Annotated in this window: 24 protein-coding genes and 1 other RNA gene; 12 read left to right on the plus strand and 13 right to left on the minus strand. The window is 69.1% G+C overall.

All coding sequences use genetic code 11. From position 1 onward, the window contains the following. The first annotated feature begins 91 nt into the window (after nucleotides 1–91). The 5 genes from ftsE (at nucleotide 92) to ACPPVT_RS05830 (ending at nucleotide 5526) form a co-directional block, all read left to right on the plus strand. The gene (ftsE, locus tag ACPPVT_RS05810; RefSeq protein ID WP_426566079.1) at nucleotides 92–781 is read left to right on the plus strand and encodes a cell division ATP-binding protein FtsE; all 690 of its coding nucleotides are present in this window, start codon (nucleotides 92–94) and stop codon (nucleotides 779–781) included. 30 nt (nucleotides 782–811) lie between these two features. Further along, a complete protein-coding gene (ftsX, locus tag ACPPVT_RS05815; protein WP_426566080.1) occupies nucleotides 812–1720 on the plus strand; it encodes a permease-like cell division protein FtsX in 909 nt (302 codons plus the stop codon). 100 nt (nucleotides 1721–1820) lie between these two features. Next, nucleotides 1821–3071: a peptidoglycan DD-metalloendopeptidase family protein gene (locus tag ACPPVT_RS05820; RefSeq protein WP_426566081.1), complete on the plus strand. Its 1251-nt coding sequence runs from the start codon at nucleotides 1821–1823 to the stop codon at nucleotides 3069–3071. A gap of 122 nt (nucleotides 3072–3193) precedes the next feature. Next, nucleotides 3194–3661: an SsrA-binding protein SmpB gene (smpB, locus tag ACPPVT_RS05825; protein WP_426567065.1), complete on the plus strand. Its 468-nt coding sequence runs from the start codon at nucleotides 3194–3196 to the stop codon at nucleotides 3659–3661. 8 nt (nucleotides 3662–3669) lie between these two features. After that, the gene (locus ACPPVT_RS05830; protein WP_426566082.1) at nucleotides 3670–5526 is read left to right on the plus strand and encodes a DUF2207 domain-containing protein; all 1857 of its coding nucleotides are present in this window, start codon (nucleotides 3670–3672) and stop codon (nucleotides 5524–5526) included. 283 nt (nucleotides 5527–5809) lie between these two features. Here ACPPVT_RS05830 and ACPPVT_RS05835 read toward each other — a convergent pair whose 3' ends face one another. Continuing rightward, nucleotides 5810–9193, minus strand: a complete 3384-nt coding sequence (locus ACPPVT_RS05835; RefSeq protein ID WP_426566083.1) for a pyruvate carboxylase — start codon at nucleotides 9191–9193, stop codon at nucleotides 5810–5812. Between the two features lie 141 nt (nucleotides 9194–9334). Between ACPPVT_RS05835 and ACPPVT_RS05840 the strand changes: the two genes are divergently transcribed. After that, a complete protein-coding gene (locus ACPPVT_RS05840) occupies nucleotides 9335–9799 on the plus strand; it encodes a PPOX class F420-dependent oxidoreductase (RefSeq protein WP_426566084.1) in 465 nt (154 codons plus the stop codon). 37 nt (nucleotides 9800–9836) lie between these two features. Here ACPPVT_RS05840 and ACPPVT_RS05845 read toward each other — a convergent pair whose 3' ends face one another. Genes ACPPVT_RS05845 through ACPPVT_RS05855 form a run of 3 tightly spaced genes read right to left on the minus strand, consistent with a single transcriptional unit; the run spans nucleotide 9837 to nucleotide 12711 of the window. Beyond that, complete coding sequence (locus tag ACPPVT_RS05845) at nucleotides 9837–10184, minus strand: MmcQ/YjbR family DNA-binding protein (protein ID WP_426566085.1); 348 nt, start codon at nucleotides 10182–10184, stop codon at nucleotides 9837–9839. 9 nt (nucleotides 10185–10193) lie between these two features. After that, a complete protein-coding gene (zwf, locus tag ACPPVT_RS05850; protein WP_426566086.1) occupies nucleotides 10194–11630 on the minus strand; it encodes a glucose-6-phosphate dehydrogenase in 1437 nt (478 codons plus the stop codon). A gap of 58 nt (nucleotides 11631–11688) precedes the next feature. Next, nucleotides 11689–12711, minus strand: coding sequence for an NADP-dependent oxidoreductase (locus tag ACPPVT_RS05855; RefSeq protein WP_426566087.1), 1023 nt, complete (start codon nucleotides 12709–12711; stop codon nucleotides 11689–11691). Nucleotides 12712–12833: 122 nt separating this feature from the next. Here ACPPVT_RS05855 and ssrA point away from each other — a divergent pair. Then, nucleotides 12834–13202, plus strand: a transfer-messenger RNA (tmRNA) gene (gene ssrA, locus ACPPVT_RS05860). A 277-nt stretch (nucleotides 13203–13479) separates the two neighbouring features. Here ssrA and ACPPVT_RS05865 read toward each other — a convergent pair. The 5 genes from ACPPVT_RS05865 to ACPPVT_RS05885 all read right to left on the minus strand — a co-directional run bounded on the left by ACPPVT_RS05865 (nucleotide 13480) and on the right by ACPPVT_RS05885 (nucleotide 16558). Further along, nucleotides 13480–13926, minus strand: a complete 447-nt coding sequence (locus ACPPVT_RS05865) for a low molecular weight phosphatase family protein (protein WP_426566088.1) — start codon at nucleotides 13924–13926, stop codon at nucleotides 13480–13482. A gap of 35 nt (nucleotides 13927–13961) precedes the next feature. Continuing rightward, nucleotides 13962–14714: an MIP/aquaporin family protein gene (locus ACPPVT_RS05870; RefSeq protein WP_426567066.1), complete on the minus strand. Its 753-nt coding sequence runs from the start codon at nucleotides 14712–14714 to the stop codon at nucleotides 13962–13964. Nucleotides 14715–14755: 41 nt separating this feature from the next. Next, nucleotides 14756–15415 carry an arsenate reductase ArsC gene (locus ACPPVT_RS05875; RefSeq protein ID WP_426566089.1) on the minus strand — a complete coding sequence of 220 codons (660 nt, stop codon included), beginning with the start codon at nucleotides 15413–15415 and terminating at the stop codon, nucleotides 14756–14758. Between the two features lie 10 nt (nucleotides 15416–15425). Then, the gene (locus ACPPVT_RS05880; protein WP_426566090.1) at nucleotides 15426–16118 is read right to left on the minus strand and encodes a helix-turn-helix domain-containing protein; all 693 of its coding nucleotides are present in this window, start codon (nucleotides 16116–16118) and stop codon (nucleotides 15426–15428) included. A gap of 80 nt (nucleotides 16119–16198) precedes the next feature. After that, complete coding sequence (locus ACPPVT_RS05885; RefSeq protein WP_426566091.1) at nucleotides 16199–16558, minus strand: metalloregulator ArsR/SmtB family transcription factor; 360 nt, start codon at nucleotides 16556–16558, stop codon at nucleotides 16199–16201. Nucleotides 16559–16648: 90 nt separating this feature from the next. On the opposite strand from ACPPVT_RS05885, the gene ACPPVT_RS05890 reads away from it, so the two are divergent. Together ACPPVT_RS05890 and ACPPVT_RS05895 are read left to right on the plus strand one after the other, a co-directional pair. After that, on the plus strand, nucleotides 16649–16852 hold the full coding sequence (locus ACPPVT_RS05890) for a hypothetical protein (RefSeq protein ID WP_426566092.1): 204 nt from the start codon (nucleotides 16649–16651) through the stop codon (nucleotides 16850–16852). 53 nt (nucleotides 16853–16905) lie between these two features. Further along, the gene (locus ACPPVT_RS05895) at nucleotides 16906–17421 is read left to right on the plus strand and encodes an ArsI/CadI family heavy metal resistance metalloenzyme (protein ID WP_426566093.1); all 516 of its coding nucleotides are present in this window, start codon (nucleotides 16906–16908) and stop codon (nucleotides 17419–17421) included. Between the two features lie 276 nt (nucleotides 17422–17697). Here ACPPVT_RS05895 and ACPPVT_RS05900 read toward each other — a convergent pair whose 3' ends face one another. Next, nucleotides 17698–20031 carry an arylsulfatase gene (locus ACPPVT_RS05900; protein WP_426566094.1) on the minus strand — a complete coding sequence of 778 codons (2334 nt, stop codon included), beginning with the start codon at nucleotides 20029–20031 and terminating at the stop codon, nucleotides 17698–17700. 727 nt (nucleotides 20032–20758) lie between these two features. Between ACPPVT_RS05900 and ACPPVT_RS05905 the strand changes: the two genes are divergently transcribed. Beyond that, the gene (locus tag ACPPVT_RS05905) at nucleotides 20759–21148 is read left to right on the plus strand and encodes a hypothetical protein (RefSeq protein ID WP_426566095.1); all 390 of its coding nucleotides are present in this window, start codon (nucleotides 20759–20761) and stop codon (nucleotides 21146–21148) included. 84 nt (nucleotides 21149–21232) lie between these two features. On the opposite strand, the gene ACPPVT_RS05910 is transcribed toward ACPPVT_RS05905, so the two are convergent. From ACPPVT_RS05910 to ACPPVT_RS05920, 3 genes are all read right to left on the minus strand, one after another. Next, the gene (locus tag ACPPVT_RS05910) at nucleotides 21233–21709 is read right to left on the minus strand and encodes an SRPBCC family protein (protein WP_426566096.1); all 477 of its coding nucleotides are present in this window, start codon (nucleotides 21707–21709) and stop codon (nucleotides 21233–21235) included. After that, on the minus strand, nucleotides 21706–22029 hold the full coding sequence (locus tag ACPPVT_RS05915) for an ArsR/SmtB family transcription factor (protein WP_426566097.1): 324 nt from the start codon (nucleotides 22027–22029) through the stop codon (nucleotides 21706–21708). The genes ACPPVT_RS05910 and ACPPVT_RS05915 overlap by 4 nt, the downstream gene beginning before the upstream one ends. Before the next feature lie 65 nt (nucleotides 22030–22094). Beyond that, on the minus strand, nucleotides 22095–22394 hold the full coding sequence (locus ACPPVT_RS05920) for a thioredoxin family protein (RefSeq protein WP_426566098.1): 300 nt from the start codon (nucleotides 22392–22394) through the stop codon (nucleotides 22095–22097). A gap of 52 nt (nucleotides 22395–22446) precedes the next feature. Between ACPPVT_RS05920 and ACPPVT_RS05925 the strand changes: the two genes are divergently transcribed. Together ACPPVT_RS05925 and bglX are read left to right on the plus strand one after the other, a co-directional pair. Then, entirely contained in the window at nucleotides 22447–22614 is a 168-nt protein-coding gene (locus ACPPVT_RS05925) for a hypothetical protein (protein WP_426566099.1), read from the plus strand. Between the two features lie 277 nt (nucleotides 22615–22891). Beyond that, on the plus strand, nucleotides 22892–25411 hold the full coding sequence (gene bglX, locus ACPPVT_RS05930; protein WP_426566100.1) for a beta-glucosidase BglX: 2520 nt from the start codon (nucleotides 22892–22894) through the stop codon (nucleotides 25409–25411). Nucleotides 25412–25473: the final 62 nt, after the last annotated feature.

Below are 25473 nucleotides of genomic sequence, written 5' to 3' on the forward strand. Positions count from 1 at the left end.
GCTGGGTGCGTTGTCCAAACGAGACCGGTCCGCAACGCCCGGTGACCCCAGATGACCGGGAGTACCAAGGTTCGCCACGTACCCTGAGCCGGTGATCCGGCTCGACAACGTGTCCAAGTCCTACGCCCTCGGGCAGCGCCCTGCCCTCGACAAGGTGTCGGTGGAGGTCGAGCGCGGCGAGTTCGTCTTCATCGTCGGCGCCTCGGGCTCCGGCAAGTCGACCCTGCTGCGGCTGGTGCTCAAGGAGGAGAAGGCCACCTCCGGCACTGTCCACGTCGCCGGCCGCGATCTGGCCGCCCTGTCCAGCCGCAAGGTGCCGATGCTGCGCCGGCAGATCGGCGCGGTCTTCCAGGACTTCCGCCTGCTGCCCAGCAAGACCGTCTTCCAGAACGTCGCGTTCGCCCTCCAGGTGATCGGCAAGCCGCGGCACACCATCGCCCAGGTGGTGCCCGAGACGCTTGACCTGGTCGGCCTCGGTGGCAAGGAGAACCGGCTGCCGCACGAGCTGTCCGGTGGCGAGCAGCAGCGGGTGGCGATCGCCCGGGCCTTCGTCAACCGGCCCTCCATCCTGCTTGCCGACGAGCCGACCGGAAACCTCGACCCGACGACCAGCATCGGCATCATGCGACTGCTGGACCGGATCAACCGCACCGGAACCACGATCGTGATGGCCACCCACGACGACGAGATAGTCGACCAGATGCGCAAGCGCGTCGTCGAGCTCGAGGACGGCCAGCTGGTGCGCGACCAGGCGCGTGGCGTCTACGGATCCCAGCGCTAGAAGTACCGAACCACCGACCCGAAGGAAGTCATGCGCCTGCAGTTCGTTCTCAGCGAGATGGCCATCGGCCTGCGCCGCAACCTGTCCATGACGGTGTCGCTGGTGCTCGTCACGATGGTCTCGCTGGTGTTCTTCGGGTTCGGCCTGCTGTCCAGCATGCAGGTCAACGAGATGAAGGACTTCTGGTACGGCAAGGTCGAGGTCTGGATCGCGCTCTGCCCCGCCCGCTCGCTCGAGCCGTCCTGCGCCTCCGGCGAGGTCACCCAGGCGCAGAAGGACGAGATGAGCCAGCAGCTCGACTCGCTCAAGCCGCTGGTCAGCACGGTCTACTTCGAGTCCAAGCAGGAGGCGTACGACCACTTCGTGCAGCAGTTCAAGGACTCGGCGATCAAGGACTCCGTCAAGCCGGACCAGATGCAGGAGAGCTTCCGGGTCAAGCTGTCCGACCCGAAGAAGTACGACGTGGTCGCGAGTGCCTTCGAGGGTGCGCCTGGTGTCGAACGGGTCATCGACCAACGCAAGCTGCTGAGCACCATGTTCTTCGCGTTGAACCGGGTCACCATCGGCGCCTGGATCTTCGCCGGCGCGATGACGCTGTCCGCGATCTTGCTCGTGGCGACGACGGTGCGGCTGTCCGCGTTCAACCGAAGACGCGAGATCGGCATCATGCGGCTGGTCGGCGCCTCGAACCTGTTCATCCAGCTGCCCTTCCTGATGGAGGCGATCCTGGCCACCGTGCTGGGGGCCGGAATCGCGATCGGTACGCTCTGGGCGTTGACCCACTTCGCGGTGCAGGGCTGGCTGGCGCAGAAGATGCAGTTCATCCCGTTCGTCACCGGTGCCGACGTGCTGTCCATCGCCCCGGTCGTGTTCGGCATCGGGCTGCTGATCGCGGTGCTGACGTCGTTCCTGACCATGCGGCGGTATCTGCGGGTCTAGCCTCCCCGGTGACGGGTGTTACCTGTGGTACGAATGGTGTGTCTGAGACGTCACTGAGCGTGCCCGCACTCGGTATCGAGTTCGAAGGAGACCCCGTCACATGCGCCTGGCCCGCACGACACGGCTGACCCTGGCCACGGTCCTGACGGCTCTGATCGCCTCGCTGGTCGCACCGGCCACCAGCGCGCAGGCCGGTCCGGCGGACAAGAAGCGTCACGTCGACCGGTCCATCGCCTCGCTGCAGGACGACCTCGAGGACACCTCGTCCGACCTGGTCGCGGCCTATCACAGGCTGCAGTCCATCCAGAAGCAGCTGCCGTCGGCCCAGGCCGACCTCGTGCAGGCGCAGGCGCGACTCGCCGCAGCACAAGCGCTGGACCTCGAGATCGGTCGCCAGCTCACCGTCGCCCGCGCGCAGGAGGCGAAGGCGGACGACGACCTGTCGGCAGCCACCGCCTCCACCGCCGAGACCACCGACAAGATCGCCGGCATCGCCCGACAGGCCTACCAGACCGGCGGCATCGGTGAGCTGTCGGTCGCGCTCGCTGCGGAGAGTGCGGACGACTTCGCCCAGCGCGTCGTGGGGATGGACACCGCGATGCAGATGCAGGGCATGGCGCTGGCCCAGCTGGACGTCGACCGCGCCCAGATCCGGGCCAAGCAAGCCAGACTCGTCGCCGTCCGGCAGCAGGTCGCGCTCCTGAAGGCGAAGGCCGAAGCCGGCTTGGCCCGCGCGGCCACGCTGGAGAAGGCCGCCGAGGCGGCCAAGGCCCGGGTCGAGTCCCTGATCCGCAGCCAGGCCGCGGTCGTGCGCACCATCGAGGTCCGCAAGGCGGCCGAGCGCAGGCGGTTGGACGCCCTCGAGGCGCAGGCGCGCAAGCTGCGCGCCCAGCTCGCGGCGATCGCCCGCGCCAACCTCAGGCGCCACGGCATTGGTGGTGGCGGCTTCACCTCGAACGGCTACCTTTCCACGCCGGTCACCGGTGCGCGCATCTCCTCCGAGTTCGGGATGCGGTTCCACCCGATCCTGCACTACTGGCGGCTGCACGCCGGAATGGACTTCGCGGTCCCGTGCGGTACCCCGGTGCACGCCGCTGCCTCCGGCGTGGTGGTCAGTGCCGGGTGGGGCGGCGGCTACGGCAACCGGATCATCGTCTCGCACGGCGTGGTGAACCGGATGGGCCTGGCGACCACGTACAACCACCTGTCCCGGATCCTGGTGCACAGCGGTCACGTCTCGCGCGGGCAGCTGATCGCGCTCTCTGGCACGACTGGCGAGTCCACCGGATGTCACCTGCACTTCGAGACCTACGACAACGGAACCCCGGTCAACCCGCGTCGCTGGCTCTGAGGTCGGCCGTGACGCCGGCGACGATGGCCGGGCGGAACTCGTTGGGGTCCGGCCGCGTCTGACCGGTACCGTGTCCGGTCGGTGACACGAGGTGTCGCGGGGAGCAGCAGGGAGTGAGCACGGTGGCCAAGGAGTCGGGGCGCAAGCTCGTCGCGAGCAACCGCAAGGCGCGGCACGACTACACGATCGAGGACGTCTTCGAGGCGGGCATCGTGCTGTCCGGTACCGAGGTGAAGTCGCTGCGCGCCGGCCGCGCCTCGCTCGTCGACGGGTTCGTCAGCTTCTACGGGCACGAGGCGTGGCTGGAGTCCGTGCACATCGCCGAGTACATCTCCGGCAACTGGACGAACCACCCGCCGCGCAGGCGTCGCAAGCTGCTGCTGCACCGTGACGAGATCACCCGCCTCGAGCAGGCGGTCAACCAGAGTGGGCTGACCGTCGTCCCGTTGCAGCTGTACTTCCTGGACGGACGGGCCAAGGTCGAGATCGCACTGGCCCGCGGCAAGAAGAACTGGGACAAGCGGCAGGCGCTGCGTGAGCGGCAGGACACTCGCGAGGCCCAGCGCGCCATGTCCCGGAAAGACCAGTGAGAGCGCGGTTGGGGACGGCCCTGGGGGCCGTCCTGCTGGCCGGTGCCGTCAGCGTGGGGACGTCGAGCGCGGCCTTCGCCGCGGACAGCGAGCAGATCCGCAGCTTCGCCTCGGCGATCACGGTGGACGCGGACGGGGTCCTGCATGTCAAGGAGACCATCCAGTACCAGTTCGAGGGAGAGCACCACGGCATCGAGCGAGAGCTCGTCACGGCGCAGTCGACCAACCGGGAGGACGGCAAGCTACGGCTCTACCCGGTGAGCGACATCGAGGTGAGCAGCCCAAGCCACGCTCCCGCCGACTCGGACGTCTCGGAGTCGGACGCCTCGACCACGATCCGGATCGGCGACCCGCACAAGAGCGTCAGCGGGACGCAGACCTACGTCATCTCGTACACCGTCCGGGGAGCGTTCAACCGGTTCACCGAGCCGGTGACGGAGCCGGACGGGACCACGTTGCCACCGCACGACGAGCTGTACTGGAACGTCACCGGCAACGCGTGGAACGTGCCCATCGTTGCAGCGAGCGCGACGGTGACCGCGACGCAGCCGGCCACCGCAGCGCAGTGCTACAAGGGCGGCCGCGGGTCGACCGACACCTGCCCCGCCACCGCCGGAGCGACGTCCACCTTCTCGACCACTGGGCTAGGCGAGCAGCAGGGGATGACGATCCTGCTTGCCTACCCCCTGAACATGGTCTCTGACGCCGCGCCGATCCTCGCCGACCCGCCGCGGCACGGGATCTCACAGCTGCTGGACGTCTCGCCGATCTCGCTCGGCGGGGCAGTGCTCGTGCTGGCGGCCATCGTCGGCGGCATGGCCTGGCTGGTTCGCCGGCGCGGACGCGACGCCGCCTACGTCGGCCTCACCCCCGGCCTGATGCCGGTGCACGGACAGCAGGCGGGGGAGCGGCCGGTCACCCGGCAGCCCAAGGACGTCGCGGTGCAGTTCACGCCGCCGGCCGGCCTGCACCCGGGGCAGATCGGCACCCTGATCGACGAGGTGGCCAACCCCGTCGACGTGACCGCGACGATCATCGACCTGGCCGTGCGCGGATTCCTGAAGATCGAGGAGATCACCAACGACGCGGGCACCAAGGTCAAGGACTGGCGCCTGTCGGTGGTCTCACCCGCACCGGCGGAGCAGCTCGAGCCGTACGAGCTGGCGCTGCTGCAGGCGCTGTTCAAGGGCCGCAACGACGTCGAGCTCAAGGGCGAGCTGCGCAACACGTTCGCCGGGGACCTCAAGGCGACCCAGACGAGGCTGTACGACGACGTCACGCAGCGCGGCTGGTTCCGTGGCAACCCGGAGTCGGTGCGCGGGCTCTACCGGATGCTCGGGCTGGCGCTGATGGGGCTCGGCTTCGTCGGTGTCTTCTTCAGCAGCCTGACCCACCTCAACTTCCTGGTCCCGTCGGCCGCGGTGTTCCTGGGTGGCCTCGTCGTCCTGCTGATGGCCAAGCGGATGCCGGCCAGGACGGCGTCCGGGACGGCGGTGCTCACCCAGGCGCAGGGTTTCCGGCGCTACCTGGAGACCGCCGAGGCCGATCAGATCCGGTTCGAGGAGGGGCAGGACCTGTTCAGCCGTTACCTGCCGTACGCGATCGTGTTCGGCGTCGCGGACCGGTGGGCCAGGGTGTTCGACGACCTCGCCAAGTCCGGCGCCGCGGTGTCGCAGCCGTCCTGGTACGTCGGCCACTCGCCGGTCTGGAGCTACTACTGGCTCAGCGCCAGCATGAACAGCTTCGAGACGACGTCCAACTCGAGCCTGGTGTCCACGCCGGCGTCCAGCGGTTCCAGCGGCTTCAGCTCCGGCGGCGGGTTCAGCGGCGGCGGCGGCGGCGGAGGTGGGGGCGGGTCTTGGTGAGGGGTCGCGCGGGCTGGGACGAGGGGGACGGCGGCTCTCGCAAGCTCGTTTGACGCCGCCGTCCCCGTCGTCCCAGCCCGCGCTCGGTTCGTCGTCCGAGAGCGCCGGCTTCGCTGACGCTCAGCGGCGTGACCACCCTCGGACCACCAGCGGCTGACCCGCCGGACGTCGGCTCCGCACTCGCGCAGCAGCGCGGACGCGCCGGGAACCGGCCGGGCGGCGTCAAACGAGCGAAGCGAGAGCCGCCCAGAGGTTCGCGGCGTGACCGCGCGGCACCACAAGCTCAGGAGATGACGACCAGCAAGTCGCCGCCCTCAACCTGTTGCTGCGACCCGATCGCCAGCCGCTGCACCGTCCCGGCGACCGGCGTGGTGATCGACGCCTCCATCTTCATGGCCTCGATGGTCGCGACCGTCGCCCCGGCCTCCACGTTGGCTCCCTGCTCGACGGCCAGGGAGACCACCCCGGCGAACGGCGCCGCCACGTGGCCCTGCTCCTTCGGGTCGGCCTTCTCGGCGGCGCGCACGTCCACGTCGGCGCTCTCGTCGCGGGTCAGCACCGGACGCAGCTGCCCGTTCAGGGTGGTCATCACGGTGCGCATCCCGCGCTCGTCGACCTCGCTGACCGACTGGACGCCGACCAGCAGGCGCTTGCCGGGCTCGATCTCGACCTCGGCCTCCGCACCACCGGGCCGCAACCCGTGCAGGAACTGCGTGGTGGGCAGCACGGAAACATCGCTGTAGGTCTCGCGCGACCGCTCGAACTCCTGGGTCGGACCGGGGAACAGCAGCCGGTTCAGGGTCGCCCGCCGGTCGGTGGCCAGCCCCTCGACGTCCGCAGCGTCCAGCTCCGCGACAGCCGGCTTCGACCGGCTCCGACCCGCCAACGCCTTGGTACGGAACGGTTCCGGCCAGCCGCCGGGCGGGTCGCCGAGCTCGCCCTGCAGGAAGCCGATGACGGAGTCGGGGATGTCGTGCGAGCCCGGGTCCGCCTCGAAGTCGGCCGGGTCGACGCCGCGACCGACCAGGGCGAGGGCCAGGTCGCCGACCACCTTGCTGGACGGTGTCACCTTGACGACGTTGCCGAGCATCCGGTTGGCCGCCGCGTAGGTGTCCTCGATGGCCTCGAACTTCTGGCCCAGCCCGAGCGCGATCGCCTGCTGGCGCAGGTTGGACAGCTGCCCGCCGGGGATCTCGTGGTCGTAGACCCGTCCGGTCGGCGCGGTCAGCCCGGACTCGAACGGCGCGTACAGCCGGCGCACCGCCTCCCAGTACGGCTCGAGGTCGCAGACCGCGCGCAGGTCCAGCCCGGTGGCCCGCTCCGTCCCGTCGGTCGCCGCGACCAGTGCCGACATCGGGACCTGGCTGGTGGTGCCGGCCATCGGCGCGCTGGCGACGTCCACCGCATCCACACCCGCGTCGATCGCGGCCAGCAGCGTTGCGAGCTGGCCGCCGGCCGTGTCGTGGGTGTGCAGGTGCACGGGCAGCTCGAAGCGATCGCGCAGCGCGCTGACCAGCACCCGCGCGGCCGGGGCCCGCAGCAGCCCGGCCATGTCCTTGATGGCCAGCACGTGCGCGCCGGCCTCGACGATCCGCTCGGCCAGGGCCAGGTAGTAGTCCAGCGTGTAGAGCGTCTCGGCGGGATCGGACAGGTTGCCGGTGTAGCAGAGCGCGACCTCGGCGATCGCCGTCCCGCTGGCCCGTACCGCCTCGATCGCCGGGCGCATCTGCGCGACGTCGTTGAGCGCGTCGAACACCCGGAAGACGTCGATGCCGGTGCGGGCGGCCTCCTCCACGAACGCGTCGGTGACCTCGACCGGGTAGGGCGTGTAGCCGACCGTGTTGCGACCGCGCAGCAGCATCTGCAGGCAGAGGTTCGGCATCGCCTCGCGCAGCGCGGACAGCCGGTCCCACGGATCCTCGGCGAGGAAGCGCAGCGCCACGTCGTACGTCGCACCGCCCCACGCCTCGACGCTCCACAGCTGCGGGGTCAGCCGGGCCACCGGCGCGGCGGCGGCCAGCAGGTCGCGGGTTCGCACCCGGGTGGCCAGCAGCGACTGGTGCGCGTCGCGGAACGTGGTGTCGGTGACGGCGACCGCGGTCTGCGCGCGCAGCGCGGCCGCGAACTCCTGCGGTCCCACCCGCACGAGCAGGTCGCGAGCACCGGGCGGCGGGGTCGTCTCGAGGTCGACGGCCGGCAGCTTGCCGGCCGGGTCGGCGAGGTCCTGACCCGGCCCGTGCGGCTGGTTCACAGTCATGTGCGCCAGGTAGGTCAGCAGCTTGGTGCCGCGGTCGGCCGGGGCCCGCGGGGTCAGCAGCTCCGGCCGCTCGTCGATGAAGGACGTCGAGAGCCGGCCGGCGACGAAGTCCGGCTGGTCGATCAGGCTCTGCAGGAACGGGATGTTCGTGGAGACGCCACGGATCCGGAACTCGGCCAGCGCCCGCCGAGCCCGCCGGACGGCGGTGGGAAAGTCCCGCCCGCGGCAGGTGAGCTTGACCAGCATCGAGTCGAAGTGCGCGCCGATCTCGGCCCCCACGAACACCGTGCCGCCGTCCAGCCGGACCCCGGCGCCGCCGGCCGAACGGTAGGTGGTGATGGTGCCGGTGTCGGGCCGGAACCCGTTGGACGGGTCCTCGGTGGTGATCCGGCACTGCAGGGCCGCCCCGTTGACCCGGATCGTGTCCTGCGAGAGGCCGAGGTCCCCCAGGCCCTCGCCGCTGGCGATGCGCATCTGAGCCGAGACGAGGTCGATGTCGGTGACCTCCTCGGTCACCGTGTGCTCGACCTGGATCCGCGGGTTCATCTCGATGAAGACGTAGCTGCCGTCCGGGTCCAGCAGGAACTCGACCGTGCCCGCGTTGGCATAGCCGATCTGCCGGGCGAAGGCGACCGCGTGCGCACACATCCGCTCGCGGATCTCGGTGGGCAGGTTGGGGGCGGGCGCGATCTCGACGACCTTCTGGTGCCGGCGCTGGACCGAGCAGTCGCGCTCGAAGAGGTGGACGACGTCCCCGCTGCCGTCGGCCAGGATCTGGACCTCGATGTGCCGGGGGGACACCACGGCCTGCTCGAGGAACACGGTCGCGTCGCCGAACGCGCTCTCCGCCTCGCGCATCGCGGCCTCGATGGATTCGCGCAGCTCGGCCGGGGCCTCGACCCGGCGCATGCCGCGGCCGCCGCCACCGGCGACGGCCTTGACGAAGATCGGGAAGCCGACCTCGCCCGCGGCGGCGACCAGGGCGTCCACGTCGGTGCTCGGCGGCACGCTCGCCAGTACCGGCAGGCCGGCCTCGCGGGCCGCGGTGATGGCCCGCGCCTTGTTGCCGGTCAGCTCGAGCACCGGGGCCGGCGGCCCGATGAACGTGATCCCTGCGTTCGCGCAGGCCTCGGCCAGCTGCGGGTTCTCGGAAAGGAAGCCGTAGCCCGGGTAGACCGCGTCCGCGCCGGACTCGCGAGCCACCCGGACGATCTCGGCGATGTCCAGGTACGCGCGCACCGGGTGGCCGGCCTCGCCGATCCGGTAGGCCTCGTCCGCCTTGGACCGGTGCTCGCTGCGGCGGTCCTCGTGGGCGAACACGGCCACCGTCTGGGCGCCCAGCTCGGTGGCTGCCCGGAAGGCGCGGACGGCGATCTCGCCACGGTTGGCGACCAGGACCTTGCGGAACACGCGCGGGACCTCCGGCGGGGCTACGAAATGCGGCAGGACGGACACGGCTGACAACCGGGAGCCTACCGATCCGTCCGTCAGGCGGGATCGCGGTCTCCACTGGCGAGACGAGAGGGCCGCCACAGGGTCCAGACTGGGTGGATGCCACGAACCATCGCCACCAACACCCAGGTCGACCTCGACGCGTTGCTGGAGTTCGTCCGCAGCCGGCACCAATTCGTCCTGCTGACCCGGCGCAGCGACGGTGCGCCGCAGGCGTCCCCGGTCACCGGGGGAGTGGACGACGAGGGCCGGCTGGTGATCTCCACGTACCCGCAGCGGGCCAAGGTGAGCAACGCCCGCCGGGACGGCAGGGTCAGCGTGCTCGTGCTGTCCGAGGACTTCGGCGGCGCCTGGGTGCAGGTGGACGGCGAGTGCGAGGTGATCGACCAGCCTGACGCGATCGAGCCGCTCGTCGACTACTACCGGTCGATCTCCGGCGAGCACCCGGACTGGGACGAGTACCGCGCAGCGATGGCGAAACAGGGCAAGTCGCTGCTGCGGATCACCCCGACCCGCTGGGGTCCGGTCGCCACCGGCGGCTTCCCGCCTGAGCTGGCCGACTGAGCTGCCGACTGAGCTGCCGACTGAGCTGCCAGGAGTCTCAGCGGTCCGCGGCGGAACGCATCCGCCAGGCGTCGCCGATCAGCTCAGCCAGCCGGCCGACGTCCACCTCCGGCAGCCGCAGCATCACCAGTGGCCAGCCGTCGTAGCCCGCGGTGGTGAAGAACAGGTCTGGTTCGCCGAGCAGGAGGGCCTGCTTCTCGGCCTCGTCCCCGACGTACAGCACGGCAACGTCGGTCCGGATCACCCGCCGCTTGCCCGGGTTGCGCTCGGGGTAGGACCAGACGAAGCCGTGCCCGCCGACCCGGAAGTCGAAGCCCTCGCTCTCGATCTCCCGCACGTCGGGCAGCGCCAGGGCGAGCCGGCGCACGTCGTCCGCGTCTGCCATCGAGGTCGCTCAGCCGCCGGTCACGTTGGGATCGCGCCAGGTCCGCTCGAACGGCAGCCGCCACGAGGTCGGCGCGATCAGCTGGTGGATCTGGTTGGGGCCGTAGGAGCCCGGCGCGTAGGGCCGCACCGGTGGTGGGTTCTCCAGCAGCGGCACCGAGATCGCCCAGAGCCGCTCGATGCCCTCCGCCGTGTTGAACAACGTGTGGTCGCCGCGCATCGCGTCGTAGATGAGGCGCTCGTAGGCCTCCAGCGCGGCGCCGGCCCAGTTCGTCTCCTGCATCGCGAACTGCATGCTCAGCTTGTCGAGCTTCATGCCCGGGCCGGGTCGCTTGCCGTAGAACGACAACGACATCCGCGACTTGTCGGCGAGGTCGAAGGTCAGGTGGTCCGGACCGTGCTGGCCGACGCCCGAGCCGGGCGGGAACATGCTGCGCGGCGGCTCCTTGAAGGCGATCGAGATGATCCGGGCTCCCTCAGCCATCCGCTTGCCGGTGCGCAGGTAGAACGGCACGCCGGCCCAGCGCCAGTTGTCGATCTCGCACTTGAGCGCGATGAAGGTCTCGGTCTGCGACTCCGGTGAGACCCCCTCCTCGTCCCGGTAGCCGCTGTACTGGCCGCGGACGACGTTCGAGGGGTCGATCGTGGCCAGCGAGCGGAAGACCTTGTTCTTCTCCTCGCTGATCGCGAAGGGCTCCAGGGCGGTCGGCGGCTCCATCGCGGTGAACGCCAGCACCTGGAACAGGTGGGTGACCACCATGTCGCGGTAGGCGCCGGTGGCCTCGTAGAAGCTGGCGCGCTGGTTCAGTCCCAGCTCCTCCGGGACGTCGATCTGGATGTGGTCGATGTTGTTGCGGTGCCAGATCGGCTCGAACAGGCCGTTGGCGAACCGGAATGCAAGGATGTTCTGGGCAGCCTCCTTGCCCAGGAAGTGGTCGATGCGGAAGATCCGCTCCTCCGCGAACACCTCGTGCAGTGCGGCGTTCAGCTTCTGTGCCGACTCCAGGTCGGTGCCGAAGGGCTTCTCCATGATGATCCGGCTGTGCTCGACGAGCTTGGCCTCCTCGAGCATCGCCACCACCGACAGCGCCGCGCGTGGAGGCACCGAGAGGTAGTGCAGCCGGCGCGCGTCCGAGCCCAGGTCCGCCTCGCACTCCTCGACGACGGCGCGCAGCCCCGCCGCGCCGGCGCCGCCGGGCACGTAGCGCAGGCAGGCCGCGAACGCCGTCCACTGCTCGGGGCTGAGGGGGTGGCCGCTGAACTGCTCGACCGCCGAGCGCGTGAACTCGACGAAGGTGTCCTGGTCGTAGTCCTCGAGCGACGTGCCGACGACGCACATCTTCGGGACCAGGCCGGACTGGAACAGGTGCAGCAGACCCGGCAGCAGCTTGCGCTTGGCCAGGTCGCCGGTGGCACCGAACAGGACGACGACGTAGGGGTCAGCCATCTACGCAGCGTAGAGAGGGTGGCGGCGTAGCGGCACCCCCTTCAGCACGCGAACCGCTTCAGCGGTCTGGGTCCAGACGGACCAGCATCTTGCCGGTGTTGCCGCCGGACAGCAGCGATCGGAAGGCGTCCGGCGCCGACTCGATGCCTTCGCTGACCGTCTCGCGCCGGGTGATCCGGCCCTCGCGCAACCAACTCGCAACGTCCTGCAGGAACCGCGGGCGGGCGTCCGCGTGGTCGCGAACGAGGAAGCCGCGCAGGGTCAGCCGGTTCTGCACCAGGCGAGCCAGGTTGCGCGGTCCGGGCGGCGGCTCGGTCGCGTTGTACGCCGAGATGGCCCCGCACAGCGCGGCCCGGCCGTGCAGCCTCAGCGCGCCGATCGCGGCCTCGAGGTGGTCCCCTCCGACGTTGTCGAAATAGACGTCGATGCCGTCCGGGGCGGCCTCGCGCAGCTGCTCACGGATCGGGCGGGCCTTGTAGTCCAGGGCGTGGGTGAAGCCGAGCTCGTCCAGCAGCCACTGGGTCTTGGCCGGGCCGCCCGCGCTGCCGACCACCGCCGAGGCGCCCTTGAGCCGGGCGAACTGGCCGACCAGCGAACCCACCGCGCCCGCGGCGGCGCTGACGAACACGACGTCCCCCTCGTGCAGCTGCGCGACGTCCAGCAGCCCGGCGTACGCGGTCAGGCCGGGCATGCCGAGCACCCCGAGGTAGGCCTGCGGCGCGGCCAGGTCGACGTCCACCCGCTGGGTGCGATCGGGCGGCAGGACGGCGCGCTCGCGCCAGCCCAGACCGTGCAGCACGGTGTCACCGACGGCCAGCCCCTCGACGTCCGGGCCGACCTGCTCGACGACGCCCACCGCACCGCCGTCCATCGGCTCACCGAGCGCGAACGGGGCGACGTAGGACTTGGCGTCGTTCATCCGACCGCGCATGTAGGGATCCACGCTCAGCCACGTGTTGTTGACGAGGATCTCGCCGCTGCCCGGCGCCGGCAGCTCGTGCTCGACCAGCTCGAAGTCCTCGGCGACCGGCTCGCCGTGCGGGCGGCGGACGAGGTGCCAGGCATGGCTGGTGACGGGCATGCGCAGGTCCTTTCGGTCGGGGTGGGGAGCAAACGTCTTGCTTACCTCGTTACAGTGGTGCAGACAACTGAACAGCGGTGGCAGAACGGCTGGTAGGCCATCAGGCAAGGCCGCATCCCCACGGGGGTGATCGGTTTCGACGTTGGTCGTACTACCAGGGGAAGCGGGTCGAGGATGCACGGTTATCTCGTGAACGCTCCGTGCAAAACACAGGTGCCGATTCCAATCGCACCGACTTCGCCCTCGCCGCCTGAGCGAGCTGCGTAAGTCCGTCAGCCCGGGAGTGCTCTCGGTCCGGTAGCTGGCGTCATCTAGAGAGCCACTGCTTGTTGCCTGCGTCGCAGGGGTAACAGGGACTAACACTGCGACTGGGCCCGGCAGCGACATGCCTGCTAGATCGCTGGGGCCGAGAAACACCGCAGCAGGCTGCACCCGGAGAAGTCCTGGTTCTGCGCTAGCGGACGCGGGTTCGATTCCCGCCACCTCCACCAACCAACCAGCCAAGGGGCAGTTCCCCAAAGGACGGCCAAGTCTTCAACGAAAGACGGACCCGGGGGACGCCCCGTTCTGCACCCGAACGGGCGGTCGAGCATGAGCTCGACCGCCCGTCATCTTTGCTGCGCATGCAGCGCACACCACTCCCGGGGACTCGACCGTGTGCTCCCGAGGCTCGCCCAGTGCACAGTGCACTCAACGAGTCGGATTCGAACGTAGGGGAGGCCCACTCGCAGGCGTTCATCAGAGCGTCAGACCCGCAGAGGATCGTGCCTAACTACCGCTCGGACGAGGGTCAACCATCAGCACCGACGGGGGTAGCGCATGGTCCGGTACGAGTTCGAGAACCAGGCCCCGGACCCGGTCGTCCAGGTCGGCGAGGATTCGGCGAACTGTCGCGTCGTTCTGTCCGCTGGGGTCGTCTACGGGCCAGTCGATGTACTTGACGCCCGGCACGTACGGGCACTCCTCGCCGCAGCCGAGGGTGATCGCCAGGTCGCTGGACGCGATGGTCTCGCGGGTGAGGAGCTTGGGATGCTCCTTGGAGGTGTCGAGGCCGAGCGAGGTCAGCACCTCCTCGACCTCCGGGTGGATGCGCGCACCGGGCTGGGTGCCGGCGGACAAGGCCACGACTCGTGAGCCGGCGTAGTGCTCGGTCAAGACGCGGCTGATCACCGACCTGCCGCCGTTCTTGACGCAGGCGAACACCACTTGGGGCACGTGTGGTGGTGCATCTTCTTCGGCAACGGCTTGGCTCATCGTGGACCGCTCCCTGTCTCGGCGCTGGTGGTGTGGGGTACGACGACTTCGTCAACCGCTGGATCCGCGGGAGTGCTGGGTTCGGGGAAGAACCAGAGCACGAGGAGGACGGCGACTGCACCACCCACGAGCTGTGCAGCGATGAAGCCGGGTGCCGAGGACGGAGCGATGCCGGCGAAGGAGTCGGAGAAAATCCGGCCGATCGTGACGGCGGGGTTGGCGAACGAGGTTGACGAGGTGAACCAATAGGCAGCACCGATGTAGGCGCCCACGGCTGGCGCCGCGAGTGCAACGCGTCCGGTGCGCACCAAGGCGAAGATCAGCGCGATCAGGCCGGCGGTGGCGACGACCTCACCCAGCAGCAGTGGTGCGCCCGTGCGTTCGGTGGTGGCCAACTGGCCGACCGGCACGCCGTACATCAGGTTGGCGAGCTCGGCGCCGGCAACCGCGCCCGCGATCTGCGCAGCGCAGTACGGGAGGACCTCCCGGCCGGGCATGCCAGCACCCTTGCCGGCCACCGCACTGAGCGTCCAGTCGGCCGCGGAGACGACCGGGTTGAAGTGGCCGCCCGAGATCGGTCCGAGCATCAGGATCAACACGGTGAGGCCGAACGCCGTAGCCAGGGAGTTCTCGAGCAGCTGCAGCCCCACGTCGTGTGGCGAGAGTCGTTGCGCTGCAATGCCCGACCCGACGACCACAGTGACCAGCATTGCGGTGCCCAGGAACTCGGCGGTCAGCCGCCGGGCCATCTGGCCGGCTTGTGTGGGGGAGGTGGCGCCGTCGCGGCGCTTCACGCGACGGGTTCCAAGTCGAGTTCCTTGAGCAGGGCCAGTACCCGGCGCTCGACCTCGTCCCGGATCGGGCGGACTTCCTCGACGCTCAGGCCGGCCGGGTCGTCGACGGTCCACTCCTCATAGCGCTTGCCTGGGAAGATGGGGCAGGCGTCTCCGCATCCCATCGAGATGACCACGTCGGCGGCTCGGACGACCTCGTCGGTCCAGGGCTTTGGGTACTCCCAGGAGATGTCGATGTCACGCTCGGCCATCGCGGCGATGGCCGAGGCGTTGACCTCGATGCCGGGCTCGGAGCCGCCGGACCAGGCGATGGCGGTCTCGCCGGCGTGGTGCTCGAAGAAGCCGAGTGCCATCTGGGACCGGCCGGCGTTGTGCGTGCACAGGAACAGCACGACGGGCTTGCCATCCTGGTGCAGTCCCTCGACCCGGGCCAGCGCCTGCAGCCGCTGGTTCGCGAACCGCTCGGCCAGCAGCGGCAGGAAGTTCAGCACCTTGGCTCGACCGGCGAACTCGTCGTACGAGGTGGTCAGGAAGCGTTCGATCGTCTCCGGGCCGAAGACTCCCTCGAAGTTCTCCGCGAGGCGACTGGCGGCGGCCCTGAGGGCGACCTGCTGGTCGAGGGTGATCTCCTGCCGGCGCCAGGTGTGTGTGGTCATGGCTTGCTCCCTAGGAGGCAACGAGGTGAGGCGATAGGTCGTGGATGCGCGCGGTCAGGTCGTCCAGGGCAGCGTCGAACGCGACGTCCGTACCCACAGGCACCGGGTCGGGCACGGACCAGTGCAGTGAGGGGCTCGGCTGATCCCGGGGACCAGCGTGCAGCTCCTCGTGAGCGTGGTCGCAGACCGTCACGATGTAGTCGCCGGGGGCCAGCACGTCGTCCAGGTGCAGTGGCTTCGCCGGTCGAAGTGCTACGCGATGCCGCCGTGCGACCGCGACGGCGCCGTCCGCTACAGCCGCGGCGGGGTGTGTCCCGGCCGAGGCCACCGGCAAGGAGTTCTGCTGGCGCCACAGGGCCGCCGCGAGCTGGGATCGTGCTGAGTTCGCGGTGCAGACGAACACCACCCGGGTCACGGTCAACACTCGGTCCGCGGTCAGCTTGTCCAGGCCGGAGCGGACCAGACGCAGGTACGAACGGCGGCGATCGGCCTCGGACCGGTGGCGCGTCACCAGGCCCTCGCGCTCAAGAACCTGCAGGTGGTGGGCGAGCAGGTTCGACGGCAGGCCAAGCAGCTGCTGGAGTTCCTTTGGTGAGGCGTCGCCGAGCTCCAGCGCGTCCACTACGCGCAGGCGCGAGGGGTCCGAGAGCGCGGCATGCACGCGAGCCCGGAGCTCGACGCCTTGATCTGCCTCAGTAGTCATTGAGTCAATGCTGGCTGAGTAGTTGTGATCCGTCAAGACCGTTCAGGGCCGGCAAGGCCGCCAGATCGGCCCGGCGTGGCTCAGCAGCAGGCGGGATCGAGCATGCGGCAGATCGCGGACAGCGACTCCGGGACAAGCCGGTACCAGACGTTCATCCCGTCGCGGCGTTTGGTCACCACGCCGGCCTCGAGCAGCTTGCGCAGATGGTGGCTGACGGTCGCCTCACTGAGCCCTACGACTGGGGCCAGGTCGCACGTGCAGGCCTCCCGGTTCGGGGCGCCCAACAGGAAGGCCACCAGCTGCAGACGGGTCGGGTCGGCGATCGCCTTCAGCCGCACGGCCAGTGCTACCGCGTCGTCCGCGGTGAGTTTCGGCTGGGCGGCCAGCGGGGTGCAGCAGATCGGCGAGGTGTCCACGAGCAGGGGAAGCGTCTTCGGCATGAGAAACAGTGTGCCACCTTCTTGACGAATGTCGAAGAGGTTGGCATCGTTCCTTTCGATCAAGATTAGATGTGTGTCGAAGGAGAAGCCATGATCAGCCCAGTGTTCGACCTCACCGCCGCCAGCGCCCACCTGCACGTCCGCGAGCTCACCGACCAGGCGCGCCAGCACCGGCTCGCTCGCCGTGCGCGTCCCGTCGCCCCGGCGCAGATCGCCGCGGCCCGGCCCCGCCGGCTCAGTCGCGCACTGCGCTCACCCGCTCCGTCCGGCGCAGCCTGCTGCGCCCCAGCCTGAGCATCCCCAGCCACTCAAAACCCCGGCAGTTCCACCACCTTCGGAGGTAATTCGTGTCCCGCATCCAACTGGCCCTCAACGTCGAGAGCATCGACGAGGCCGTGCAGTTCTACTCCACACTCTTCGACACCCGGCCCGCCAAGCGCCGTCCGGGCTACGCGAACTTCGCCGTCGAAAACCCGGCGCTCAAGCTCGTGCTGTTCGAGAACCCCGGGAAGTCCGGCACCCTCAACCACCTCGGCGTCGAGCGTGCCTCGATGGACGAGATCGTCGAGCAGGCCGAGCGGCTCGAGTCGGCTGGTCTGACCCTCGACGTCGAGGGCGACGTCGTCTGTTGCTATGCCCGTCAGGACAAGCACTGGGTCACCGGGCCCGACGGACAGCGTTGGGAGAACTACGTGGTGCTGGCCGACGCCGGAGCCGACCTGGAGGGCAAGTCGCTGGCCGACGTCCAGGCCGCGCCCGGTACCGCGGGCGACCTAGGGCCGGCGACCGCCGGTGGGTGCTGCGGATCGAGCGCGGCCGATGGCGAGGCAGAGGTGACGGCCACGACCTGCTGCGCCAACTAGCAACCCCCGGTCGGCACCCGCCGGACGCCACGCCCTCCGACGTGAGGGTGCAGGCGCGACCCACGCGAGGAGGTGAAGGGACATGGACGACTGCATCGGGACTGACTGCTGTGGGCCACGACCTAACCAACCTGACCTGGTGTCGGGTCCCAGTGGTTCTCGCGGTTCCGCGGTGAGCAGCCCCGGTTGGTCTCAGCAGGCCGGAAGTGCAGAAGCTTGAGTCCGCCGGATGCAACTCTTCCTGCGCATCCGTGAGCTGCAGTCGTTCCGACTTGATCAGTGGTATGCAACGCTCATTCGCCTGATGGTGCCGTTGAAGGCGAAAGGTGCCCTCGCCCGGTAGTCCAGGGAGACGGGTGAGCCGAGGCAGGTGCCGATGTCGAGGCAGTCGTTGGCTGTGAACAGCAGTGGTGCGCTGACTGGGACGCGACCCTCGCCGACGGGCTCGCCGTTGACCTTGAGGGTGATGTCGAGCGGGCCTCCGGGCCGGGGTTCGGCGTACCGGGTGACGACCTCGACGGTCGCCTGGCCTGTGGGCAGCGGGGTGGTCGCCTGGATCTTGGTCCGCATGACGATGAAGAGGTTGTACTCGTAGCAGAGCGTCCCGTCGTCGATGTAGCAGGTGAGCCCTCCGCTGTTTGCACCGAGGGCGTAGAGCACGCCGCTGGGTGTTTCTGGTAGGTCGAGGTGCAGGGTGACGGTGTTGGCCTTGTTGCCGAGCGCCGGCGCGGAGAACTCGGGGATGCGGGTGATGGGGCCGGGGAAGTCCCAGCGTGAGTAGGGCGGGGTGATGCGCAGCTCCGGGTGCAGGATGGGGATCCAGAGGCCGCCGCCGATGGGCAGGGCTGAGTTTCGGGTGGCCTCGATGAGGAAGAGCTGCTTCAGCGCGGCGAGCCGGTCCGGGTGTTCGGCGGCGAGGTCGCGGGCTTGGGACCAGTCGGTCTCGAGGTCGTACAGCTCCCAGGTGTCGTTGTCGGGCGTCCAGTCTGTGATGCCGGGTGGCAGCCCGAGCACCCAGGGCAGTCGTGGTCCGATGGCGGAGGCCATCCAGCCGTCGTGGTAGATCGCGCGGCTGCCCATGACCTCGAAGTACTGCGTGCGAAGCCGTCCCTCTGCGGCCGTGTCGTCCAAGGCGTAGGCGAAGCTGACTCCGTCGATCGGGTCCTGCGGGACGCCGTTCACCAGGCGGGGTGGGGTGATGCCGAGGATCTCGTAGATGGTGGGGACGACGTCATTGCAGTGGTGGAACTGCGGATGCGGCACCGGGTCAGGGGCGATGCGTTCTGGCCACCTGACGGCCATCGGGTTGCGGGTGCCGCCGAGGTGGGAGGCGAGCAGCTTCATGCCCTGGTAGGGCGCGCTACCGGCCCAGGCCCAGCCCGCGTGGTACTGGTTGTCGGTCAGCGGACTTCCCAGGACGTCCAGGCCGCCGAGCGCGTCGAGTGCGGCGATGTGCATGTCGACTGTGGTGGGGATGCCGTTCTGGGCGAGCAGCTCGCTGATCGTGCCGTCCTGGCCCTCACCCGAGGAGCCGTTGTCGCCCCAGATGTAGAAGACCAGGGTGTTGTCGGCGTAGCCGAGGGCGTCGAGCTCGTCGACCATTCGACCGACCTGGACGTCGCAGTGCTCGGCGAAGCCGGCCGCGACCTCCATGAGGCGGCGCTGGAACGGGCGCTGCGCGTCGGGGATGCTGTCCCACGAGGGCATCTGGGGGTGCGGTGGGGTGAGCTCCGCGTCATCCGGGATCCACCCCTTCGCCTTGGCGTCGGCGAACGCACGCTCTCGATAGACGTCCCAGCCGTCGTCGAAGGCTCCCGCGTAGTGGTCGGCCCACTCCTTCATCACCTGGTGCGGACCGTGCAGGCACCCGCTGGCCCAGTACATGAAGAACGGCTTGTCGGGCTCCAGCGCCTTGTGCGTGCGCAGCCAGGAGATGGCGTCGTCGGCCAGGTCCTCGCTCAGGTGATAGCCCTCCTCCGGCGTCTTCGGCGTTGGGACGATGGTGGTGTTGCGCACCAGGTTCGGCTCGTACTGGGACGCCTCGCCGGCCAGGAAGCCGTAGAAGTACTCGAACCCCAGGCCGGTCGGCCAGTGGTCGAACGGGCCGACCGCGGTCGTCTCCTGGGCCGGGGTGTTGTGCCACTTTCCCCAGGCCCCCGTGGAGTAGCCGTAGTGGCGCAGGACATCGGCCACCAGGGCGCTGCTGCGCGGGATGCGCCCCGCGTAGCCGTCCCAGTCGTTCGCCAGCTCAGCGATCTGGCCGTTCCCGACGCGATGGTGGTTGCGCCCGGTCAGCAGCGACGCCCGGGTCGGCGAGCACATGGCCGTGGTGTGGAACCGGTTGAAGCCCACGCCCTCGGCCAGGATTCGCTGCAGGGTGGGGGTGTGCACCTGGCCGCCAAGTGGTTCCGGCAGCGCGGGGCCAGCGTCGTCGATCAGCACGATCAACACATTCGGGGCGTCCGGCGGCAGGTGGTGCTGCGGCTCCCGCGGCTGGTACACCGACTCCTGCATCGTACGACCCGCCGTGCTCCCCGACGGCAACGAAGCGAAGGGTAGCGACTCCGCCGACGCGGGCACCCGTCCTCTATCGGCATCCAGGACTGCCATGACGTCCTCCTCGCCGGCTCACCGGTCAGCTGAGGGCCGGTTCTCCTGCATTCGGGGATGATCCGGTGCGTTTGATCTCAGCGCGTGAACGGGGCCAGGCGCATCCTCCACGGCGGGTGAGATCGTCCAGGCGGGCGAGCGACATGAGGGCGGACGAGCGACATGCAAGGCGCGCGACCGGGTGCGGAAGCTCCGCGGGTGTGAGCCTCGCGAAAATGGGCCGTGCTCGCGGAGCACGGCGCAGCCCCCCGCCAACCGTTTCGCCGCCACCGCTTTCAGGGTGGCGCGCTTCCCCACCCACCTGGGGTGGCCCAGTGTCGGCCCCGTGCCGCGAGGTCAGTCCGGGCTGCCTGCAGTCAGGCGGTGAGCAACACCACCGTGACCTCAACGGCTTCGAACGAGTTCCACTCCAACGGGATTTCGACGTAGTCGCCCGCAACCAGCTGCGCGTCACCGGACGCCGGGACGACCGTGGCCCGCCCCGGATCATCTGGAGGGTGATCTCGCCAGTGTTCAGGCTCATCGTCTCCAGGAAAGCCCTTCGACGTCCCTCGTTGGCGACACCGCGCGTGCAACGGATCCCGTCATCGCCAGGAAACGGGGAACGCGCGACACTGGTGACCAAGCGTGACGCGAGGGACGGAGGGCGATGGAACCGAACTCGTCCACATCGGACCGGGCGCTCCTGGAAGGGCTCCGGCGACACCGCGCTGAGTTGCGCGAGTCGATGAGCGCGCTGGAGGAGGCCCTGGCCGCGCCAGCCACGGCCGATCCAGTGCGCTGGGCCGAACGCGTCCAAGGTGCTTCGATGGAGCTCTCCGGCGACTTTCGTGAGCACATCGACATTACCGAAGGGCCCGACGGGCTCTATCACGATCTCCTCCAGACCTCGCCGCGGCTGTCCAACGCCGTAGCCAGCCTTACCAACGAACACGTGCTGATCTGTCGCCAGGTCGATGACCTGCTCGCCGTAGTGACGGCACCGGACGACACCGGGGCAGTGGACGGGATCCGCGACTTGGGTACGACGCTGCTTGGCAGGCTCGTCCGACACCGCCAGCGAGGCTCCGAGCTCGTCTTCGAGGCCTACCAGTTCGACGTCGGGGGCGAGACCTGAGCAGAGTCCGATGCCCGGGTGACCGCCATCGCTCAGTTCTCCGGAGGCGCGCGCACCTACCGATGTCCCGCACACACGCCCTGCTTAGCCGCGCAGCAACGCGGCGAACCGGCTGAGGTAGAGGGGCCAGCCCTGCTCGGTGTCGACGCCGTCGCGTACCGATTCCCATCCGGGCCCGTGCCGGTCGAGCCGGTAGTGCCGCAGGTTGACCCGGGTATGGTCTGGCCCCTCCGCGGTGAAGGTCACCTCGACTTCGCTGGTGCGTCCGGGGTCGGTCTCGATCTGCCAGGTCGGGCCGATGTCCCAGCTGAAGACGACGCGCTCGGGCGGGTCGTAGACGAGCACCCGAGCCCACCGGCACTCGCTGCCGTCCTCGGCGCGGTCGTAGATGTGGCCGCCCACGTGGTCTTCGAACACCGTCTCGGCGATCGGTGAGCCGAGCAGGTTGTGCTCGGGGGGCTTGAAGTCCCCGAACCGCGTCGTGAACGTGGTGAACGCTTCCTGCACCGGGGCGGCCACGACGATTTCCTGGTGCACCTCGGTCGCAGATGTGGTGGTCATGGGTCCTCCTTGGTGTGCGCTTCTGCGGTCTCGATGTAGCCGTCGAGGGCGCGGCGCCAGTAGGTGTCCAGCTGGTCACGAAGGGCGGCGACTGCTGTCGGGTTGAGTCGGTAGATGCGGCGGGTCCCTGCCGCGCGCTCGCTCACCAGGCCGGCGTCTTTGAGCACCTTGAGGTGCTGGGAGACCGCCGACCGGGTCACCGGGAGCTGAGCGGCCAGCTGGCCGACCGGCAGGGGGCCGTCGGCGAGGCGAGCGATGATTCTGCGTCGCGTGCCGTCGGCCAACGCGTCCCAGCCATCTCCTGCTCGGTTAGCTACCACTAACGGTTAGTGTTTACTAACAAAGGCGCTGGGTCAAGGACGATGGCCGTCAGAGTAGGAAGCGGTCATGACAACACCTTGATCAGCTGCTCCTGGGTCGGCGAGCCCGCCAGGCCATTGGGGGTCGTGTACAGCCGGCAGCTCAGCCCGGCCGGCGCATCAGGCACCGCAAACGGGTCGACACCGTCGAGCAGGATGGTCGGCGAACCGTGGAAGCCGACCCGTTGTGCGTCGGCGTCGGTCTCGACGAGCTCCAGGAGGATGGGAACATCCGCCTGGCCGGTGCGGTCCAGCGCCACACGCAGGCGTTCCTCGGCCTGCCTCCAGCTCGTGCACCCGTCGAAGTACTGCAGCGTCACGCCCACCCGCCGATTCTCCCACCTGCCATCGGGCGCGGCGGGGGCTTACCGTGGACGCATGAGACGCGCGCTCGGGCTGCTCTTGGGGCTGTACCTGCTCGCTGCGGTTGTGGGCAGGGTGCTCGAGACGGCAGGGGTGTCGACGTGCGGCTGCTCCGCGGACTGCTGGTGCAAGCGGCCCGGGCTGTCGACGTTCCGGTGGGTCTTCCCGTTCCGCCATCGCTAGCCGCGCCAAGCCCTCGATGTCGCCTCGCACTCCCAGCGGACGGGCTCACCCCACCTTGGCAAGCGTCAGTTGCCGCCGATGGTGGTCGAGTGACCCGGCGTGGTTGACGACATGAAACGGACGCGTGACAGCGTTCAAAGCGCGGCGAACCTCTGCGAAACAGCGTCGGGGAGTCGCGAGAACGCCCACACCAGCATGCGCAGGTTTCGTACTCGCTGACCTGCGCGAACTGCGCCGCGAACGACCAGTACGTGGCCTCGGCAGACCCGCATCAGTCATGCACGGTCCCGTTGCTGGGTGGGTCGGGGGCAGCATCGGCGGCCTGGCCAAGGCCACAAGATGCGTAGTTTCGGCAGAAGTTCCACTATTGACCCCATTCACGATGGCGCAACAGTCGGCCACCGGTGACCACATCGAGTTCTCGGAGGTGTTCCCCATGGCAAGGATCGGACGGCGGACAGGCGCGGTCGGCGCCGTGCTCGCCCTCGGTATCGCGATTGGAGGAAGCGCCCTCGCGGCCGGCATGTCCGACGACGATGAGGCGCTGGCGCCCACACGGCACCCCGCCAACCGGACCATCGAGCAGAAGGTCGACGCGCTGCTCTCACAGATGACGACCAAAGAGAAGCTGCAGCAGGTGCAGCTGCTCTCCGACGGCCAGATCACCGACGCCGACGCCAAGGCAGGCGTTGGCTCGGTCTTCAGCCTCGTCGACCCCGTGAAGATCAACCACTTCCAGCACGTCGCGGTCCAGCAGTCGCGACTGCACATCCCGATTCTCTTCGCCTACGACACCATCCACGGCTATCGCACGATCTTCCCGGCGCCGCTCGGTGCCGCGAGCTCCTTCGACCCGAACGTCGCGCAGGCCGACGCCGTGGTCGGCGCGAAGGAGTCCGCCATCCAGGGCCTGAAGCAGATCTACAGCCCGATGGTCGACGTCTCCCACGAGCCTCGGTGGGGCCGCATCGTCGAGGGTGCGGGCGAGGACCCGTACCTCGGCTCGGTGATGGCTGCTGCCCGGGTCAAGGGCGCCCAGGGCAGCGACTACAGCGCTCGTGACAAGGTCGTCGCAAGCGTGAAGCACTACGTCGGATACGGCCAGCCCGAGGGTGGCCGTGACTACAACACCACCGACATGTCCGAATCCCGGCTGCGCAACATGTACCTGCCGCCGTTCAAGGCCGCCATCGACGCCGGAGCCGACACGGTCATGTGCTCCTTCAACGCGATCAACGGGGTTCCCGGGTGTGCCAACAAGTACACCGAGACCGACATCCTGAAGAACGAGTGGGGCTTCGACGGTTTCATCGAGAGCGACTACACCGCCGTCGCCGAGCTGCGTGCCTGCCCGCCGGTGAAGCCGGACAGCGGACCGTGCGGTCACGGCGTCGCCGCCGACGGTCCCGACGCGGGCGCCGCGGCCCTGATGGCCGGCACCGACTCGGAGATGGTCAGTACCAACCTGCGCGACTACGGTCAGCAGCTTCTCAACCAGCACCGCATCACCATGTCGCGCCTGGACGACGCGGTGCGGCGGATCCTGCGCGTGAAGTATCGCGCCGGGCTGTTCGACCACCCGTACGTCGACGTCAGCAGGGCCAGCGACCCGGCAAGCTACGGCAAGCCGGCCGACCTGGCGAAGAGTCGATGGGCCGCGAGTCGATCGATGGTGCTGCTCAAGAACTCCGGCACGCCGCTGCCGCTGGACCCCAGCAAGTCGACGGCGCTGATCGGCCCGTTCGCCGAGACGGTCGACGAGGTGCTCGGTCCGTGGTCGGGACGCGGGTCTGACGAGCTGGCTCCGAAGTTCGTCAGCCTCTTCGACGGGCTGAAGGCCGCCAGCTCGGCCCCGGTCACCTACACCGCGGCGTGCAACCTGGCGCACAACTTCGACCCGCCGAACAACGCCGTCCCGCCGATTACCGCCGACGACGAGGTGTGCGCCGGCCCGGGTACTGACGGAACCACGATCCAGGACGCCGTCAGCGCGGCCAACCATTCCCAGCAGGTTGTGCTCGCCCTCGGCGAGAACGGCTTCATGAGCGGAGAGTCCAACAGCCGCAGCCAGCTCGACCTCCCGGGCCACCAGGAGGATCTGCTCAACGCGGTCGCAGCCACCGGCAAGCCCGTGGTCGTGGTGCTGTTCAACGGCCACCCGCTCGACTTGACCGCCGTCCAGGACAAGGCGGCGGCGATCCTCGAGGCCTGGTTCCCGGGCACCGAGGGCGGCAACGCGGTCGCCGACGTGCTCTACGGCAAGGTCAACCCGGGTGGCAAGCTCCCGGTCTCGTTCCCGCGTGGCGTGGGCACGGTGCCCTACTACTACAACCACGAGCCGAGCGGGCGTCCGTGCGACCCGACCTTCAAGTGGAACTCGCGCTACCGCGACCTACCCACCTGCCAACCGCTCTACGCGTTCGGCGAGGGCCTCAGCTACACGTCCTTCGACGTCTCGAACCTGAGCCTGAGCCGCTCGAGCGTCGGCCGCAACGGCAAGCTCACGGTCTCGATGGACGTGAAGAACGCGGGCCGCCGCAAGGGCGACGACGTCGTGCAGCTGTACATCCACGACCCCGTCGCGAGCATCTCTCAACCGGTCCGCCGGCTGCGGGGCTTCCAGCGCGTGACGCTAGCGGCCGGGGCGTCGACGACGGTGACGTTCACCCTCGACAAGAGCGACTTCGGCTTCTACGACAACCAAGGCAAGTACGTCGTGGAGCCGGGGACGATCGAGGTGTACGGCGGAGACTCGTCCGCTGCCACCATGGAGAAGTCGTTCACCGTCACCCAGTGATGACGATGCAGTGACCGCTGCGCCAGGACCGCCGCAGCCCTCGTGTGGGTGGGGGCTGCGGC

The sequence above is a fragment of the Angustibacter sp. McL0619 genome (genome assembly GCF_049994355.1).
GTDB lineage: Bacteria > Actinomycetota > Actinomycetes > Actinomycetales > Angustibacteraceae > Angustibacter.